The organism is Mesorhizobium sp. ArgA1 (genome assembly GCF_053714375.1).
Genome location: NZ_JBSKBQ010000001.1, coordinates 1,073,800 through 1,086,132, shown reverse-complemented (window position 1 = coordinate 1,086,132; position 12,333 = coordinate 1,073,800). Strand labels below are relative to the sequence as shown.

The following is a 12,333-nucleotide window of genomic DNA, read 5'->3' as shown; positions in this document are numbered from 1 at the left end:
ACGAAGATCTGGGTGATTTTGGGTCATGGTCACCGGCTATGTTTCAAACGAGTGCTGGTGAAAGTCCAGCGGACGATTCGGGCTCGGCACTTATGGCGGCGCCGGAGTCCGGCAAGCGGCTGGCCTTGCCGCGTGGATCCGCTCAGTAGCCAAGCGCCATTCCGTCCTTGCGGGGATCGGAGGCGCCAGTCAGCGTTCCCTTGTCCCAGTCGATCAATACGACCTGGCCGCCGCCGAGCGGATGGTGCGGCTCGGTAATGGCATGGCCGCGCCTGCGCAGGCCGGCGATGGCCCCGGCGGGCACGTTGCGCTCAGCTTCCACCATGCCGTCATTGTAGAACACACGCGGCGCATCCAGCGCCTGCTGTGGATCCATGCCGAAGTCGATCATGTTGGTCAAAAGATGCACATGGCCGAAAGGCTGGTAGCCGCCGCCCATGACGCCGAACGGCATAACCACGCGGCCATTCCGGGTCGCCATTCCGGGCATGATCGTGTGCATCGGCCGCTTGCCGGGTGCGATCGCATTGGGATGCCCGGGATCGAGCCGGAAGCTTGAGCCGCGGTTCTGCAGCACCACGCCGGTCTTCGGGCTGACCACGCCGCTGCCGAACGAATAATAGGTCGAGTTGATGAAGGAGACCGCGTTGCGGTCGCGATCGACCACGGTGATGTACACCGTGTCGCTGCCCGGCAGGTCCAGCTTCGGCAGATGCGTCATCGCCCGCGCGGGGTCGATCTCGGCGCGCAGCCGGTCGGCATAGGCGGCGGACAAGAGCTGCTTGACCGGCGCCGGGACCTGGTCCTGGTCGCCCACAAAACGGTCGCGGTCCTGGTAGGCCAGCCGCCCGGCCTCGATCTCGAGATGCAGCCGCTCGGCGCCATTGGGGTCGAGCCCGCCGAGCTTGAATCCCGACAGCACATTCAGCATCAGAAGTGCCGTCAGCCCCTGGTTGTTCGGCGGCATCTGGTGGATGTCGTAGCCGCCGTAAGAGGTGCTGACCGGCGCCACATAGTCGCCCTCGGTCGCCGCGAAATCCTCTTGGCTATGCAGACCGCCCAATTCCTTGAGCCGGCGCACCATATCGTCGGCAACCGTGCCTTCATAGAAGCCGGCACGGCCCTGTTTGGCAATGATGCGCAAAGTGGCGGCGAGTTCCGGCTGGCGGTGGACGTCGCCGGCCCTGGGCGCCTTGCCGCCGGGCAGGAAAATGCGCGCGGCGTGTTCGTCGGCGGAAAGGTCGGTCTCCGGTTCGGCCCAGTCGAAGGCGACGCGGTCATGCACGACATAGCCGTTCTCGGCATAATGAATGGCCGGCGCCAGCACCTCGGCGAGGTCCTTGCTGCCATGGTCCTGCAGCAGCCGGCACCAGGCATCGATGGCGCCCGGCACCGTCACCGCGTGCGGCCCCTCTTTTGGAAGCTCGCTGAAACCCTTATCCAGGTACCAGTCGACGGTCGCGGCCGCCGGCGCGCGGCCTGAGCCGTTGAAGGCCAGCACCTCACCTTGTCCCGCCGGGCAATAGAGCACGAAACAATCGCCGCCGATGCCGGTCGATTGCGGCTCAACCACGCCCTGCACGGCGGCGGCGCAGATTGCCGCGTCCATGGCATTGCCGCCGGCGCGCAGCATCTCGATCGCCGCAAGCGTCGACACCGGGTGCGAAGTCGCGGCGACCGCTTCGGTGGCACGAACCGGCGAGCGGCCGGGAAACTGGAAATCACGCATTCTGTCTTTGTATCCCTTGGTCTGATGGATGCGACATTTCCACCATCGCGTAATACAACACGGCAGCAGATCGTTTCGGCTTGTCGGCGCAGCCCATATCAATTCTCCTGATTATGCGCCGGTCATGTTTCATGCACGGACCCGATAGGGCGTCAGCCAGGTCTCCAGGGCATTCAGGGCCGAGATGATCGTGAAATTGATGCTGAGGTAAATCGCGCCGGCAGCCACGAAAACTTCCACCGCGCGATAGGTCTGAGAAATCAGCCCCTGGGCGATGCCCGTCACTTCCATCAGGGTGACGATCGATGCGAGCGACGTACCCTTCACCATGAGGATGATCTCGTTACTGTAGCTTGGAATGGCTTGGCGCAGCGCCAAAGGCAGAACGAGGAGGCGCAGGGTCTGGAGCCGTCTCATGCCTAAGGCAGAGGCCGCCTCGACAAGGCCACGCGGCACACCCTGTATCGCACCCCGCAGGATTTCACTGCCATAGGCCGCGGTATTGAGACTGAGCGCGATGATGGCGCACCAATAGGGCTCGCGAAACAGCCACCAGAGCCCAACTGCCTGAAGTGTAGGGCGGAACTGGCCGAGGCCGTAATAGATGAGGAATATCTGGACGAGCAATGGCGTGCCGCGAAAGACGGCAACGAAGGAGCGTATGGGCCAGACCAGCATCCGATGGTTTCCCTGCTGCGCCAGTGCGAGCAACAGGGCCAAGGCAAAGCCCATTGCGATCGACAGCCCCGCAAGCTGCAAGGTCAGCGGCAAGCCGGAGAGAAGGGTTGGAATGATCTCGCCAAAGAAATGCAGGTCGATCATGCGTGGACCATGCCTCGCCACGCTCGTGCCTCGCCGTAGCGGAAGACCGATCCGGTCACCGCGGCGATGAGGAAATACAGCGCCGCAGCGGCCAGGTAAAAGACGAAGGGCTCCCTCATCGATCCTGCGCCGATCTGAGATTGCCGCATCAATTCCACGAGACCGATCACGGAGATCAAGGCTGAATCCTTGAGCACGAGTTGCCAGACATTTCCGAGCCCCGGCAGGGCGTGCCGCATCAATTGTGGAATGATGACGAGGCGTAGCGATTGGAACCGGGACAGGCCCAAAGCCTTGCAAGCCTCGAACTGGCCGGAATCGACGGCGAGATATGCTCCGCGATAGACCTCGGCTTGATAGGCGCCCGAAATGATGCCGATTGCCAGGACGCCGGTCGCAAATGTCGGGAGCCCGACGAAGCCGGCGCTCCCGAAGAATTTTCCGATCTCGGTCAAGGCGATGCTACCGCCATAGTAAAGCAGGTAGATCGTCAACAGATCGGGCACGCCCCTGAAAACCGTGCCATAGGCCTTGGCGACCCATGACGGTATTGCCCTCGTGGAAAGCCGGCCACCCGCAGCCATTGCGCCGAAGAGGGCGCCGAGCAGGAAGCCGACGGCCGACAGCGCAAACGTCACGCCTGCTGCCAAGAGCAGCGCGCCGCCCCAGCCGCCCTTGCCCAGGGACAGGATATGGAGTGCATCGGTCATGTGAAACCTGATTGATCAGGGGTGTCCGGCCGATCGGCCGACCCGACCGGCCGAACAAGTCCCAAGTGGCTACTTGACCGGCGTCACGTCCGTTTTCACCCATTTTTCCGAGATGCTCTTGATGGTGCCGTCGGCGATCGCGGCGCTGATCGCGTCGTTAAGCATCTGCTTGAGCTTGGTGTCTTCCTTCCTCAGGCCCGCACCGGTTCCGGCGCCGAACAGGCCGCCGACAAAGCCCGGCCCCGCTACCGTGAAGCCCGCGAATTCGGGTTTTGCGAGCGTCGCGGCGAGCGCCGTCTTCTGAGCGAATATCGCATCGATGCGGCCCGCGGCCAGATCGAGATCATGCTGCTCAGTCGTCTTGTACTCGCGGATCTCCACCGTGTCGCCGAAGTATTTCTTGACGAATTCGAGCATGGCTGTGGCCGCCTGGACGCCGACCACTTTGCCCTTCAGCAATGGCTTCAACTTTTCGATCGCGGCCTTGGAAGCAGCCTCATCGTCCAGTTTGAATTTCTCGGTCGAAGCGCCGAGCTTCCCCAGGTCGCTATCCTTGGCGGCTGCGAAACCACCGGGGTCGATCGCATAAGGCTGGGTGAAGTCGATGGTCTCGAGGCGCTTCGGTGTGATGAACATGCCGGCCATGATCACATCGAACTTGCCGACCTTCAGCGAAGGAATAAGACCGTCCCAATCCTGAGCGATGATGGTGCATTTGACCTTCATCCGCTCGCAAAGATTGTTGGCGAGATCGATCTCCAGTCCGTCGAGCTTGCCGTCGGCGTTGGTGAAGTTCCACGGAGCGTAGGCGCCCTCCGTGGCGATGGTTATGGACTTGGGCGCGTCCTCGGCCAACGCTGTGTGCATGAAGCCGAACATGCTGAGTGCGGCCGCAACTGCGGCCAAACGATTGAATTTCATTTGGTTCCCCTTTTTTTGATAGGCTGATTGAACTGCTCCCACGCCCGGCCGCATTGCCGGCTCGAGGCCATTCCTGCCCGGCCGGCTTTCGTCACCGGCTGGGACTCACGAACTCGGCCAACAGCGGTGCCGTGCCGAGAATATGTTCCTGCATCACCCTTTCCGCGTGAAGTTGGTCGCCTGAACGCAAGGCCGCGATCACGGCGGCATGCTCCTCGCGCGCAGAATGCGGTTTGTGAGCGTCATCGAACCAAATCCGCATGTATGGCTCTATCACCACGTGCAGCGCCGAGATCTGGTGGATGAGCTTGGGCCTTCCGCTAAGCGCACAGATTCGGCCATGGAATTCCTGATGGCGGGCCACCCAGTCGCTGCTGCCGGTCTGGCCTGCGCGTTCCATGCGATCGAGCAGGCGCTCGAACTCTTCGAGCTCCTCCTCGTCGATCCGTGGCATCGCCAGCCTGACGGCGAGTCCTTCCAGAACCGAACGTATCTCGAAGATCTCGTAAAGCTCATCAACCGTGAGGCCAGCGACGACACATCCCCGATTGGGGCGCAGGACCACCAGGCCGTCGGAAGCCAGGCGCCGAAAGGCTTCCCGCACAGGCATGCGGCTCATACCGATCTCGGCGGCAATCTCTTCGGGGATTAGCCGTTCACCCGGTTTGTAACGACCCAGGCGAAGCGCCCGCTGAAGATGCCCGTACGCCTCCTCTTCTGCAGTAGCGGACATGCGTGTGTCGACGCTGAAGGCTGCTGGCACTTTGGCACCCCCGGAAAGTATTTTTGTATCCACGTATCATCAAATCCGGATTTGGCTGGAGCGTCAATACCCGACAATGACGAAGTAGGGAGGAAGGTGGGCGATCTCGACCGCTTCAAAGGCACGCGGCTTGGTTCCCAGCAGGTCAAATCACGGTCGGCAGCCTCAATTGCCATCCGGCGTATTTGGTGCAATCTGCCCCCATGAAGATATCGGGCTCCGATCTCCATCTCTTTCGTGTCTTTGAAAGCGTGGTCCGCAATGGCGGCATGTCCGCAGCGCAGATGGAACTGTCGCTGAGCCAACCCACAGTCTCCAATCATCTGACCGCGCTTGAACAGCGGCTTGGCGTGAAGTTGTGTGAACGGGGCCGTCGCGGGTTTTCGCTGACGGATGAAGGGCGTCGGGTTTACGAAATCTGTACGGAAATCACCGGGATGCTGGACTCCGGTTCGGCCCGGCTCTCGCGGGTTAGAAGCGCTTTGGCGGGAAAGGTCGGCGTCGGCATTGTCGACTGCTTAACGACCGACCCAAGTTTCCGGCTCGCCGACGCTATTGCCGAGCTTTCCAAAGCTGCGCCGGAAATCGAGCTTGATCTCAAGATCATGTGCCCCAACGACATAACGAAGGCCGTGGCGGAAAACGAAATAGACATTGGGATAGGCGGCTCCGACATCAAAGTCGCGAGCGTGCAATACCAGATCATCTACCGAGAGGAGCACGCGGTATTTTGCGGTTCGGCGCATCCTTTGTTTTGCCGAAATGACGAGACGATTACGAGTGAGGAATGCTACGGCCATCCATGGGTAGAGAGAGGATATTGGTACGGGATTAGGCGTCACCGCTTCGACACCGCCCCGAACCGGGTAGCCTTTGATATTGAGGCGCAGCTTCTGATGGTCTTGTCGAGCGCCTACCTCGGGGTCCTGCCGATACATTTTGCCCGCGTGTTCGAACAGCAGGGGCGTCTTCGCCGACTTCCCATAGCCGACGAGGCTTATTCCGCCGACATCGAGGTCGCCACGCGAACAGGCGAGCAGGCTGCCAATGTCGCCTATGTCCGCGACGCGATCATCAGGGCGCACCCGATGCATTTGTAAAAACCAATGTATCCGTTCTCTGAATGATATTCTTGCCACGTCGATAGAGGTCTAGCCTCTCCTACGGCTGGCGATGCGCAGCGCAAAAATGCCACCTGCGGACTTCCCTGCCAAACGTGCAGCTGCGACGTCGTCGCCGCGTCGGGTATCGATATTTGGCCTTAAGGTATGGAATGAGCACGGACGCTCTGCTGCTTCGCAACCTTCCTAATTTTTCGCCGGAAGCGACAAGGCGCCTCGTGGCAACCCGGTATGGGATCGACGGGACGTACACGCAACTGGTTTCCGAGCGCGATCTGTCGTGGCGGATCGAGGGCACCGATGGCCGCGACGTCGTCGTCAAGATATCGAATAAAGGCGAACCCGAAGGCGTCGTGGATATGCAGGTCAAAGCCCTGAAGCATATCTGCGAGCGCGATCCGGCCCTTCCGGTGCCTCGCGTAGTTCCCTCCCTCGCTGGCGCCCCGTATGAATGGATCGAGGACGAGCACGGCTGCCGGCACATGATGCGTGTGCTTACTTTCCTTCCGGGGAAGGTCATGGAGCAGGTTGAGGAAGCCTTTTCCGCCGCCACTCGGTTCAACATCGGCGTGATGGTTGGACAGCTTGCCCATGCGCTGCGCGATTTTTTTCATCCTTACGCGGGCAGCAATGTGCACCTCTGGGACATTTCACGTGCCCTGGCCTTGCGCCCGCAGATCGCAAAGATCTCGGACGCCAGGCTTCGGCAATTGTGCGAGGAAATCTTCGAGCGTGCCGAGTGCTTTACCCTTCCCCAATTGTCGAAGACGCGTCGCCAGGTCGTGCATCAGGATTCACATGGCGGCAATATCCTGGTCGATCCCAACGACAGCACATCGCCGGTGGGCATCATCGATTTTGGCGATATGGGCCACAATTCCATTGTCGCGGACATTGTGACGGCTTGCGAGACATTCTCGAAATCCGATGACGATCCGATCGCCTACCTTTGCGACGTGACATCTGGTTTCGATTCGACATACCCGCTTGAAGAAAATGAGATCGATCTCCTTTTCGATGCGCTGCTCCTGCGCCTCGCCATGGCCACTGTCATCGTGGAAGCGAGAGAAGCCACCGATGAATCCGGCATCCCGCATATCGACAACGCCAGCCACTACCCTCGGATGATGGAGTTGCTGAGCCGTCAAGGTCGCGCACAGGCGGCCCGCCGGCTTCGTCAGGCATGCCGGTTTCCGGTGTATGGCGCCACGAGCAACGATGGCGAGCATCTCGCATATGACTATGACGTGCTCAGGCATGAGCGCGAAGCTCACCTGGGACCGATTTGGCATTTCTACAACAAGCCACTGCACATCACCCGCGCTCACGGCGCATGGATGTATGCCGCCGATGGCACCGCTTACCTGGATGTCTACAACAACGTCCCTCAGATCGGTCATTGTCATCCGCACGTGGCGAAAGCGATCTACCGCCAGGCCAGCGCGTTGAACACCAATACGCGGTATATGTGCGACGTGGCGGTCGAGTACGCAGCGCGCCTGACGGCCGACCTGCCTGATCACCTCGACACCTGCATCTTCGTCAACTCGGGGAGCGAAGCCAACGACCTGGCGATGCAGATAGCCATGTCGCTCAGCAGGCACGATGGCGGTTTGATTATTGACCAGGCCTACCATGGCTGCACCGAGATGACGACGGCGCTCTCCAATGAGAGCTGGCGTCACCTTCCCGCTGACGAGCATCCCAAACGGATTGAAACCCTGATGGCCCCGGACATGTATAGGGGGCCTTTCGCCGACGACCCGCAGGCGGCAAAGAAGTATGCCGCCGACGCAGACAGGGCGATAGCCACCCTGCGCGAAAGAGGCCACAGGCCGGCGGCATTCATGGTCGACACCGCCCTATGTTCGAGCGGTGTGCTGCGGGCGCCTGAAAACTATTTCAACCTCGTTGCGGAAAAGGTCCGATCGGCGGGCGGATTCGTCATTGCGGACGAGGTGCAGGCCGGTTGTGGCCGCATGGGAACCTTTTGGGGGTTCAGGGCAAACGGGCTCGAGGACGACAACGTCGACTTCATAACGATGGGCAAGCCGGTCGGAAATGGCCACCCGCTCGGCGTCGTCATCCTCGGTTCGACACTTATGAAGCGGTTCCTCGACGGCACCTATCCACTGTTGTTCAGCACATTCGGCGGCAACACCGTCGCATGCGCGGCGGGCATGGCAGTCCTGGACGTCATCGAGCGGGAAGACCTGATCGAGCGCGGCGCCGCCACAGGAGACTATTTGCGCCGGGAGCTTGGGCGTCTGGCGCACCGGCATCCCATCATCGGCGACGTACGCGGTCTTGGGATGATGACCGGCGTTGAACTGGTGACGGATCGTCTCACAAAGGAACCGGCGGCGATGCAAACAGACCAGCTTGTCGAAGCCTTGCTCGCGCGCAACATCCTGACAGGGAAAGGCACACCGAACACCCTCAAGTTACGCCCACCGCTGATCTGGTCGCGAAAAGAGGCCGATATGTTCGTCACGGCTTTTGACGACAGTTTGAGCGGACTGCAATGACCTCTGCCAGGGCTCGCCTGGGCCAAAGCATGTCAGGCGCGCCCCCAGAAAATCGGGAACGATCGGAAGACCAGCACTGCTTCCGCAGAGAAGGGAACATCGGCCTGCCTGCAAATGGCAAGCCGGACCAACAGGAGAACGAACATGAAGAAACAGCTATTTCGACTGGCTGTGACGATGGTGGCTGCATGCTTTTCAGCCGGCGTTTCGCTGGCGCAGGACAAGGTGGTCAACGTCTACAACTGGTCGGACTATATCGACAGTTCCATCCTTGATGATTTCACCAAGGAAACCGGTATCAAGGTCGTCTACGACACCTTCGATTCCAATGAAATTCTTGAGACCAAGCTGCTTGCCGGCGGTTCCGGCTATGACGTGGTGGTTACAACCGGACCTTTTCTGGCCAGGCAGATTCAGGCCGGCGTGTTCCAGAAGCTCGACAAGTCCAAGCTGCCGAATCTGAAGAACATGTGGCCCGAGGTTATGGCGCGCCTGGCCAAGTATGATCCGGGCAACGAATATGCCGTCAACTACATGTGGGGCACCACCGGCATCGGCTATAATGTCGACAAGGTGAAGGCTGCACTCGGCGACATGCCGATCGACAGCTGGGATGTGCTCTTCAAGCCCGAGAATGCGGCCAAACTGAAGGACTGCGGTATCAATATCGTCGATGCGCCGGAGGAGACTATGGCCATTGCCATGAACTATCTCGGCAAGGACGGCGACAGCAAAAAGAAAGAGGATCTCGAAGCCGGCAGTGACATCTACACGAAAATCCGGCCCTATGTCCGCACCTTCAACTCCTCTGCCTACATCAACGACCTGGCGAATGGCGATAAATGCATCAGCATCGGCTGGTCGGGTGACGTGCTGCAGGCCAAGAACCGCGCCAAGGAAGCCAACAACGGGGTCAAGGTCGAATACCTGATCCCCAGGGAAGGCACCTATATGTGGTTCGACAATCTGGCTATCCCTGCCGACGCCAGGCATGTCGATGAGGCGCACGCCTTCATCAACTACCTGATGCGGCCGGAAGTCATTGCCAAGTCAACCAACTATGTCCAAACCGCCAACGGCAATCTCGCCTCGCAGAAATTCATCGACGAAGCAGTGTGGAAGAACCCTTCAGTTTATCTGACGCAGGAAACGCTCAAGAAGCTTTTCACGATTTCTTCGTACGGGTCGAAGGAGCAGCGCGTCCTCACCCGTCTCTGGACCCAGATCAAGACTGGCAGCTAAACGGCAAATGGTTGGGGGCCTTGGCCCATTTTTTGGCGGCGCCTCTTATGACCGTGCGCGGAAGAATGGCGGGGATGCGGTCGTCTGTTGGACCGGTAACGCGTACATCCACGCTCGCGTGCGGAGCGATACATCGCCAACTTTGCTTCTAATTCGACTGTGAGGAACAAATGCCATTCCAAGATCTGATCCAGCCTGAACTGGGCGCCTATGTCAGCAAAGTGGCCACGCCAGGTGACTTTGCCCAGTTCTGGGCCTCGACCATCGCCGAGGCCCGCCAGGCCGGCGGCAAGGTCGACATCGTACCGGCGCAGACGACACTGAAGTCGGTCCAGGCTTTCGATGTCACGTTTCCGGGATTTGGTGGTCACCCGATCAAAGGATGGCTGATCCTGCCGACGCGTCATGAGGGGCGGCTCCCCCTCGTCGTGCAGTATCTCGGCTATGGCGGCGGGCGCGGCTTGGCACATGAGCAACTGCACTGGGCGGCGTCAGGATTTGCTTATTTTCGAATGGATACACGCGGGCAGGGAAGCGACTACAGCGTAGGAGAGACTGCCGATCCGGTCGGCTCGACCTCTTCGTTTCCCGGCTTTATGACGCGTGGCGTCCTGGACAAGAATGACTACTATTACCGGCGCGTGTTCACCGATGCTGTGAGGGCGATAGATGCTCTCCTAGGGCTGGACTTCATCGACCCCGAGCGCATCGCGGTTTGCGGCGACAGTCAGGGCGGCGGCATCTCGCTCGCCGTCGGCGGAATCGATCCGCGCGTCAAGGCCGTAATGGCCGACGTGCCGTTTCTTTGCGACTTTCCGCGCGCTTTGGGGACTGCCTTGCGCGATCCCTATTTGGAGATCGTCCGTTTCCTGGCGCAGCATCGCGAGAAGAAGGCGAAAGTCTTTGAAACGCTCTCCTATTTCGACTGCGTCAACTTCGCCCGGCAGTCCAAGGCGGCGGCGCTGTTTTCGGTGGCCCTGATGGACGAAGTCTGTCCCCCTTCCACAGTTTATGGGGCGTTCAATGCCTACTCGGGGGAAAAGACCATCGTAGAATACGAATTCAACAACCATGAAGGCGGACAAGGCTACCAGGAGCGCCGGCAGATGGAGTGGCTCGGCAACCGGTTCGGTGTCGACTGAAGCCGAGGATGGTTCGGGCCGGTGCAACCATCCAACTCAGTGGAACGTGGCTCGCTCTACAAACCGCTTAAGCGATCATCGTTACCGACAGCCGTCTTGATCGGGCTGGACGCCTACTCTCCGGAGCATGTTCCTAAAACCAGATCAACCAGACAAGCTGCAGGATGACCAGAGCGATGGCGTCCCAGAAAATGAGCTCGCCGGTCGAGAACCAGCGCCTCGATCGGTTGAAGCTGTAGAACAGCCGCCAGACCAGAGCGGCGGCGGCCAACGGCGCCAGAGCGAGCAGCGTGCTCACGGCAGCCGCGCTCCCGACACCGCATCGAAGGTGTGCAGCGCTGCCGGCGGAAAGCGCAGATGCAGCGGTTGGCCAGGGTGGTAGGCGCGATCGTCATTCACTGTCCTGACGATCAACGCATTTGCCTCGCTCTTGGCGAAGATCAGCACGTCGGGCTCGACCGGTTCGACGACGTCGACGGCAAATAGGATCGCGTCGCTTGCGGAGGAGTCGACGAGCTGGATCTGTTCAGGGCGGATGCCGAGCACGATGGGACCGTCCGGCCGACCCCGCAGCGGGCAGGTAAAGCCGCTGGCATGGAAGACGCCGTTGCGGACATCGCCGTCGAACGTGTTCATTGCCGGACGGCCGATGAACTCGGCGATGAAGCGGTTGGCCGGCCGCCGGTAGATCTCGCGCGGATCGTCATATTGGATCAGCGCGCCTTCGCGCAGCACGGCTACCCGTGTTGCCAGCGTCATCGCTTCCTCCTGGTCGTGGGTGACGAAGACGAAGGTTTTTTTCAACTCTCGATGCAGGCGCTTCAGCTCGGTGCGCATGTGGAGCCGCAGCAAGGCGTCGAGGTTGGACAGCGGCTCGTCCATCAGGCAGAGGCTCGGCTGCCAGACCAGAGCGCGGGCCACTGCGACACGCTGCGCCTGGCCGCCCGACAGTTGCGAAGGACGGCGATCGAGATAGCGGGTAATTTCGAGAAGCTCGGCCATGGCGCGCACGCAGCGGTCGAGCTCGGCGGCCGGCATTTTTCGGATGCGCAAGGGATAGGCGATGTTCTCGTAGACGCTCTTGTGGCTGTAGAGCGCGTAGTTCTGGAACACCATGCCCATGCCGCGCAGGCGCGGCGGCAGGTCGGTGACATCGCGGCCTTCGACCATGATACGGCCGGCGGTCGGACGTTCAAGGCCGGCAAGCAGCCGGCAGGCTGTGGTCTTGCCGGAGCCCGAAGGGCCGAGCAGCACGAGGAATTCGCCGGGCTCGAAAGCGAGGTCGAGCGCCTGCAGCGCCACCGTCCCGTCTGGGAAGGCCTTGGTGACGCCGTCGAAAACAATTGCCATGCAAG

Annotated in this window: 11 protein-coding genes; 4 read left to right on the top strand and 7 right to left on the bottom strand. The window is 60.6% G+C overall.

Features of this window, described 5'->3' with window-relative positions; genetic code table 11:
- Window positions 1-142: 142 nt before the first annotated feature.
- From ggt to ACWGTI_RS05250, 5 genes are all read right to left on the bottom strand, one after another.
- Entirely contained in the window at window positions 143-1,729 is a 1,587-nt protein-coding gene (gene ggt / locus ACWGTI_RS05270) for a gamma-glutamyltransferase (RefSeq protein ID WP_454586125.1), read from the bottom strand.
- 129 nt (window positions 1,730-1,858) lie between these two features.
- Window positions 1,859-2,551, bottom strand: a complete 693-nt coding sequence (locus ACWGTI_RS05265; RefSeq protein WP_454586124.1) for an ABC transporter permease — start codon at window positions 2,549-2,551, stop codon at window positions 1,859-1,861.
- Complete coding sequence (locus ACWGTI_RS05260; RefSeq protein WP_454586123.1) at window positions 2,548-3,261, bottom strand: ABC transporter permease; 714 nt, start codon at window positions 3,259-3,261, stop codon at window positions 2,548-2,550. Before ACWGTI_RS05260 ends, ACWGTI_RS05265 begins: the two co-directional genes overlap by 4 nt.
- Before the next feature lie 69 nt (window positions 3,262-3,330).
- On the bottom strand, window positions 3,331-4,182 hold the full coding sequence (locus ACWGTI_RS05255; protein ID WP_292639935.1) for a transporter substrate-binding domain-containing protein: 852 nt from the start codon (window positions 4,180-4,182) through the stop codon (window positions 3,331-3,333).
- A gap of 91 nt (window positions 4,183-4,273) precedes the next feature.
- The gene (locus tag ACWGTI_RS05250) at window positions 4,274-4,915 is read right to left on the bottom strand and encodes a GntR family transcriptional regulator (protein ID WP_454586122.1); all 642 of its coding nucleotides are present in this window, start codon (window positions 4,913-4,915) and stop codon (window positions 4,274-4,276) included.
- Between the two features lie 233 nt (window positions 4,916-5,148).
- Between ACWGTI_RS05250 and ACWGTI_RS05245 the strand changes: the two genes are divergently transcribed.
- The 4 genes from ACWGTI_RS05245 to ACWGTI_RS05230 all read left to right on the top strand — a co-directional run bounded on the left by ACWGTI_RS05245 (window position 5,149) and on the right by ACWGTI_RS05230 (window position 10,978).
- Window positions 5,149-6,045, top strand: coding sequence for a LysR family transcriptional regulator (locus ACWGTI_RS05245; RefSeq protein WP_454586121.1), 897 nt, complete (start codon window positions 5,149-5,151; stop codon window positions 6,043-6,045).
- Window positions 6,046-6,218: 173 nt separating this feature from the next.
- Complete coding sequence (locus tag ACWGTI_RS05240) at window positions 6,219-8,594, top strand: aminotransferase class III-fold pyridoxal phosphate-dependent enzyme (protein ID WP_454586120.1); 2,376 nt, start codon at window positions 6,219-6,221, stop codon at window positions 8,592-8,594.
- 144 nt (window positions 8,595-8,738) lie between these two features.
- On the top strand, window positions 8,739-9,836 hold the full coding sequence (locus ACWGTI_RS05235) for a polyamine ABC transporter substrate-binding protein (RefSeq protein ID WP_454586119.1): 1,098 nt from the start codon (window positions 8,739-8,741) through the stop codon (window positions 9,834-9,836).
- Between the two features lie 170 nt (window positions 9,837-10,006).
- Complete coding sequence (locus ACWGTI_RS05230; protein ID WP_454586118.1) at window positions 10,007-10,978, top strand: acetylxylan esterase; 972 nt, start codon at window positions 10,007-10,009, stop codon at window positions 10,976-10,978.
- 133 nt (window positions 10,979-11,111) lie between these two features.
- Here ACWGTI_RS05230 and ACWGTI_RS05225 read toward each other — a convergent pair whose 3' ends face one another.
- Together ACWGTI_RS05225 and ACWGTI_RS05220 are read right to left on the bottom strand one after the other, a co-directional pair.
- Window positions 11,112-11,276 (bottom strand): hypothetical protein, encoded by a 165-nt coding sequence (locus ACWGTI_RS05225; RefSeq protein ID WP_454573322.1) that lies wholly within the window; start codon window positions 11,274-11,276, stop codon window positions 11,112-11,114.
- Complete coding sequence (locus tag ACWGTI_RS05220; RefSeq protein WP_454586117.1) at window positions 11,273-12,328, bottom strand: ABC transporter ATP-binding protein; 1,056 nt, start codon at window positions 12,326-12,328, stop codon at window positions 11,273-11,275. Before ACWGTI_RS05220 ends, ACWGTI_RS05225 begins: the two co-directional genes overlap by 4 nt.
- Between the last annotated feature and the right edge of the window lie 5 nt (window positions 12,329-12,333).

What these genes read in the sequence shown, in the direction of transcription:
- ACWGTI_RS05265 (WP_454586124.1), bottom strand. Translation starts at nt 2,551, where the DNA reads ATGATCGACCTGCATTTCTTTGGCGAGATCATTCCAACCCTTCTCTCC.
- ACWGTI_RS05245 (WP_454586121.1), top strand. Translation starts at nt 5,149, where the DNA reads ATGAAGATATCGGGCTCCGATCTCCATCTCTTTCGTGTCTTTGAAAGC.
- ACWGTI_RS05230 (WP_454586118.1), top strand. Translation starts at nt 10,007, where the DNA reads ATGCCATTCCAAGATCTGATCCAGCCTGAACTGGGCGCCTATGTCAGC.
- ggt (WP_454586125.1), bottom strand. Translation starts at nt 1,729, where the DNA reads ATGCGTGATTTCCAGTTTCCCGGCCGCTCGCCGGTTCGTGCCACCGAA.
- ACWGTI_RS05250 (WP_454586122.1), bottom strand. Translation starts at nt 4,915, where the DNA reads ATGTCCGCTACTGCAGAAGAGGAGGCGTACGGGCATCTTCAGCGGGCG.
- ACWGTI_RS05235 (WP_454586119.1), top strand. Translation starts at nt 8,739, where the DNA reads ATGAAGAAACAGCTATTTCGACTGGCTGTGACGATGGTGGCTGCATGC.
- ACWGTI_RS05220 (WP_454586117.1), bottom strand. Translation starts at nt 12,328, where the DNA reads ATGGCAATTGTTTTCGACGGCGTCACCAAGGCCTTCCCAGACGGGACG.
- ACWGTI_RS05255 (WP_292639935.1), bottom strand. Translation starts at nt 4,182, where the DNA reads ATGAAATTCAATCGTTTGGCCGCAGTTGCGGCCGCACTCAGCATGTTC.
- ACWGTI_RS05260 (WP_454586123.1), bottom strand. Translation starts at nt 3,261, where the DNA reads ATGACCGATGCACTCCATATCCTGTCCCTGGGCAAGGGCGGCTGGGGC.
- ACWGTI_RS05240 (WP_454586120.1), top strand. Translation starts at nt 6,219, where the DNA reads ATGAGCACGGACGCTCTGCTGCTTCGCAACCTTCCTAATTTTTCGCCG.